The 4,148-nt window shown below is 43.0% G+C and carries 6 protein-coding genes; 3 read left to right on the plus strand and 3 right to left on the minus strand.

The window, feature by feature from the left end:
- From AC5JL3_RS28590 to AC5JL3_RS28600, 3 genes are all read right to left on the minus strand, one after another.
- Positions 1 to 191: hypothetical protein (locus tag AC5JL3_RS28590; RefSeq protein WP_496077684.1), on the minus strand; the 191-nt coding region annotated here is incomplete at its 3' end.
- A gap of 67 nt (positions 192 to 258) precedes the next feature.
- Complete coding sequence (locus tag AC5JL3_RS28595; protein WP_496077685.1) at positions 259 to 783, minus strand: hypothetical protein; 525 nt, start codon at positions 781 to 783, stop codon at positions 259 to 261.
- A 697-nt stretch (positions 784 to 1,480) separates the two neighbouring features.
- Positions 1,481 to 1,675, minus strand: a complete 195-nt coding sequence (locus AC5JL3_RS28600) for a hypothetical protein (protein ID WP_496077686.1) — start codon at positions 1,673 to 1,675, stop codon at positions 1,481 to 1,483.
- Positions 1,676 to 2,473: 798 nt separating this feature from the next.
- On the opposite strand from AC5JL3_RS28600, the gene AC5JL3_RS28605 reads away from it, so the two are divergent.
- From AC5JL3_RS28605 to AC5JL3_RS28615, 3 genes are all read left to right on the plus strand, one after another.
- A complete protein-coding gene (locus AC5JL3_RS28605; protein ID WP_496077686.1) occupies positions 2,474 to 2,668 on the plus strand; it encodes a hypothetical protein in 195 nt (64 codons plus the stop codon).
- A 697-nt stretch (positions 2,669 to 3,365) separates the two neighbouring features.
- Complete coding sequence (locus AC5JL3_RS28610; RefSeq protein ID WP_496077685.1) at positions 3,366 to 3,890, plus strand: hypothetical protein; 525 nt, start codon at positions 3,366 to 3,368, stop codon at positions 3,888 to 3,890.
- 67 nt (positions 3,891 to 3,957) lie between these two features.
- Positions 3,958 to 4,148 (plus strand): hypothetical protein (locus AC5JL3_RS28615; protein ID WP_496077684.1); only part of this gene is annotated, 191 nt, incomplete at its 3' end.

The raw sequence follows: 4,148 nt of genomic DNA on the forward strand, positions 1-4,148 counted from the left end.
TGTGAAGAGTCTTGGCTTACAGGCTGTGAAGGGTCTTGGCTTACAGGCTGTGAAGGGTCTTGGCTTACAGGCTGTGTTTCCGCTACAGGTTCAGTAGAAGGTTGATTCACATTGCTTGAAGGCTGTTGGATGAAACGGAAGCCTATGCCGAAGATAGCGCCTAAAGCTGCTAGCATTAGATAATTTTTCATGAGTCCCTTGTTGAAAATAGAAGTCAGTATGTAGTGTAGAGTTGTGGAATTTTGAAGAAAAAAGCATTCAGGTAACTATTCGCTTCATTAAACCTCGCAGTATTGAAAGCACAAAGAGAAAGCTCACCAGACCACCGATAACCATAGCTATCTGTATTGCAAAATTTAAAACCGTTTGACCGGTTTCTTCAATCTGCTGACCAGCCGTTTGACCGATTTCTTCAACCTGCTGATCAGCCGCTTCTCCAAAATTTTTAACTCGATCGTCAACCCAATCGTCTGCTATTGTGGACGGATCTACTTCTCTGCCAAGTTCTCTGATACCAGAATCTTGATTAGTTATATCTATTTCTCTGCCAAGCTCTCTGATCTCAGAATTTTGATTAGTTATGTCTACCTCTCTGCCAAGTTCTCTGATACCAGAATTTTGATTAGTTATGTCTACCTCTCTGCCAAGTTCTTTTACAGTAGAGCTTGGGTCTAAGTCTGATAAGCCAAAGGCGTTCACTTGTTGTGGAATTGCAGCAGTAAGTAAGCTTGTTAGGGATAGCATAGTAAATGCTATACTCGCTTGATTTTTAATGTTATTCATGTAAACAATCCTCATTTTTAGAGATAGAATTGACGTAATTAAAGAAGCTCAAAAAAGTTGTTTGTTTCTTTGACTTCCTGTATATAAGCTTCAATAAAGCAAAAGAATATTTCCGAAATTATGTAAAAAATGAGTCCAGAAAGCAAACTGGTACAAGATAAATCTTAAAAGAAGTTCAAGGAAAGTTTGTATCAATGTTTGGCTAACAACCCTCCACAATGCCTAGATAATGATTTTTCTGTTTTCTCGAAGAAGATATTTCAACCTTAAGCAGATAGCATTTTTAGATGGGATGTTGTGACACTTGGATAGCTGCACGTTGAGGGAACTTCTGGAAGTCCGGCAGTAGAGGATAGCTCGGTAGTGATTCTCGGTCAAACGGCTACAGCGCAATTTTGAGGGAGTTAGCGCGGGTTGCCAGCGGTCGGTCGGGTTGTCCATGTTGAAGAGAGGCTACTTGGAGCTAGCGCGGGTTCGATCGCCCGTTCCGGTCAATAGTCTGGCAACACTCAGGCTATCTCTACTCCCTGAGTATCAAGATGTGAGACGCGCTAGAGGATAGCTCGGTAGGATTCCACGGTCAAACGCTTACAGCGCAATTTCGAGGGAGCTAGCGCGGATGCGATCGCCTTTCAGACCCGTGCCAGTTGTCCAGGACAAACAGGACTGTCCTGAAGACAGCGGTCACTGAGGTAGGTTAGGTTGTCCATGTTGGAGAGAGTCGCTTGGAGCTTTGCGGGTGCGATCGCCTTTCCCGTGCCAGTTGTCCAGAACAAACAGGACAGTCCTGAAGACAGCGCTCACTGAGGTAGGGGGAAGTTGTCCATGTTGGAGAGAGACATCGGGAGCTAGCGCGGATGCGATCGCCTATCCGGTGGGTAAAAATACCCATTACATTTTCAAAGATGGGTATAAATACCCTACACAAAAGCCATAAAATCAAAAGCGATCGCCTATCCAGTTAGGCAACTGAAAACTAGTTACGGACTAAGAACCAGTTAGAATATCTAGTTAAATGTTTTAACTAGTTAGATAGTGAGACAAGACAATCCAGTAACTAGTTAGAATATGTGGACAACTGAAAACTAACAAGTCAAACTACCCCAAGAGCGAGGTGATTATAGGATGCTGATATATGGTCATTGCAAGCATTTGGCAAGAGGGGTGCAGTAACTAGTTAGGTTTAATTACTAACTAGTTAGACTAGCAGGGTGAGCAAGATAGAACTAGTTAGGGAATGAGGCGAGGGGAGTTGATTGATACATTACTAACCAGTTGTGTCTGTTAATTTAAATTAACAGACACAACTGGTTAGTAATGTATCAATCAACTCCCCTCGCCTCATTCCCTAACTAGTTCTATCTTGCTCACCCTGCTAGTCTAACTAGTTAGTAATTAAACCTAACTAGTTACTGCACCCCTCTTGCCAAATGCTTGCAATGACCATATATCAGCATCCTATAATCACCTCGCTCTTGGGGTAGTTTGACTTGTTAGTTTTCAGTTGTCCACATATTCTAACTAGTTACTGGATTGTCTTGTCTCACTATCTAACTAGTTAAAACATTTAACTAGATATTCTAACTGGTTCTTAGTCCGTAACTAGTTTTCAGTTGCCTAACTGGATAGGCGATCGCTTTTGATTTTATGGCTTTTGTGTAGGGTATTTATACCCATCTTTGAAAATGTAATGGGTATTTTTACCCACCGGATAGGCGATCGCATCCGCGCTAGCTCCCGATGTCTCTCTCCAACATGGACAACTTCCCCCTACCTCAGTGAGCGCTGTCTTCAGGACTGTCCTGTTTGTTCTGGACAACTGGCACGGGAAAGGCGATCGCACCCGCAAAGCTCCAAGCGACTCTCTCCAACATGGACAACCTAACCTACCTCAGTGACCGCTGTCTTCAGGACAGTCCTGTTTGTCCTGGACAACTGGCACGGGTCTGAAAGGCGATCGCATCCGCGCTAGCTCCCTCGAAATTGCGCTGTAAGCGTTTGACCGTGGAATCCTACCGAGCTATCCTCTAGCGCGTCTCACATCTTGATACTCAGGGAGTAGAGATAGCCTGAGTGTTGCCAGACTATTGACCGGAACGGGCGATCGAACCCGCGCTAGCTCCAAGTAGCCTCTCTTCAACATGGACAACCCGACCGACCGCTGGCAACCCGCGCTAACTCCCTCAAAATTGCGCTGTAGCCGTTTGACCGAGAATCACTACCGAGCTATCCTCTACTGCCGGACTTCCAGAAGTTCCCTCAACGTGCAGCTATCCAAGTGTCACAACATCCCATCTAAAAATGCTATCTGCTTAAGGTTGAAATATCTTCTTCGAGAAAACAGAAAAATCATTATCTAGGCATTGTGGAGGGTTGTTAGCCAAACATTGATACAAACTTTCCTTGAACTTCTTTTAAGATTTATCTTGTACCAGTTTGCTTTCTGGACTCATTTTTTACATAATTTCGGAAATATTCTTTTGCTTTATTGAAGCTTATATACAGGAAGTCAAAGAAACAAACAACTTTTTTGAGCTTCTTTAATTACGTCAATTCTATCTCTAAAAATGAGGATTGTTTACATGAATAACATTAAAAATCAAGCGAGTATAGCATTTACTATGCTATCCCTAACAAGCTTACTTACTGCTGCAATTCCACAACAAGTGAACGCCTTTGGCTTATCAGACTTAGACCCAAGCTCTACTGTAAAAGAACTTGGCAGAGAGGTAGACATAACTAATCAAAATTCTGGTATCAGAGAACTTGGCAGAGAGGTAGACATAACTAATCAAAATTCTGAGATCAGAGAGCTTGGCAGAGAAATAGATATAACTAATCAAGATTCTGGTATCAGAGAACTTGGCAGAGAAGTAGATCCGTCCACAATAGCAGACGATTGGGTTGACGATCGAGTTAAAAATTTTGGAGAAGCGGCTGATCAGCAGGTTGAAGAAATCGGTCAAACGGCTGGTCAGCAGATTGAAGAAACCGGTCAAACGGTTTTAAATTTTGCAATACAGATAGCTATGGTTATCGGTGGTCTGGTGAGCTTTCTCTTTGTGCTTTCAATACTGCGAGGTTTAATGAAGCGAATAGTTACCTGAATGCTTTTTTCTTCAAAATTCCACAACTCTACACTACATACTGACTTCTATTTTCAACAAGGGACTCATGAAAAATTATCTAATGCTAGCAGCTTTAGGCGCTATCTTCGGCATAGGCTTCCGTTTCATCCAACAGCCTTCAAGCAATGTGAATCAACCTTCTACTGAACCTGTAGCGGAAACACAGCCTGTAAGCCAAGACCCTTCACAGCCTGTAAGCCAAGACCCTTCACAGCCTGTAAGCCAAGACTCTTCACA

The organism is Symplocastrum torsivum (assembly GCF_059505465.1).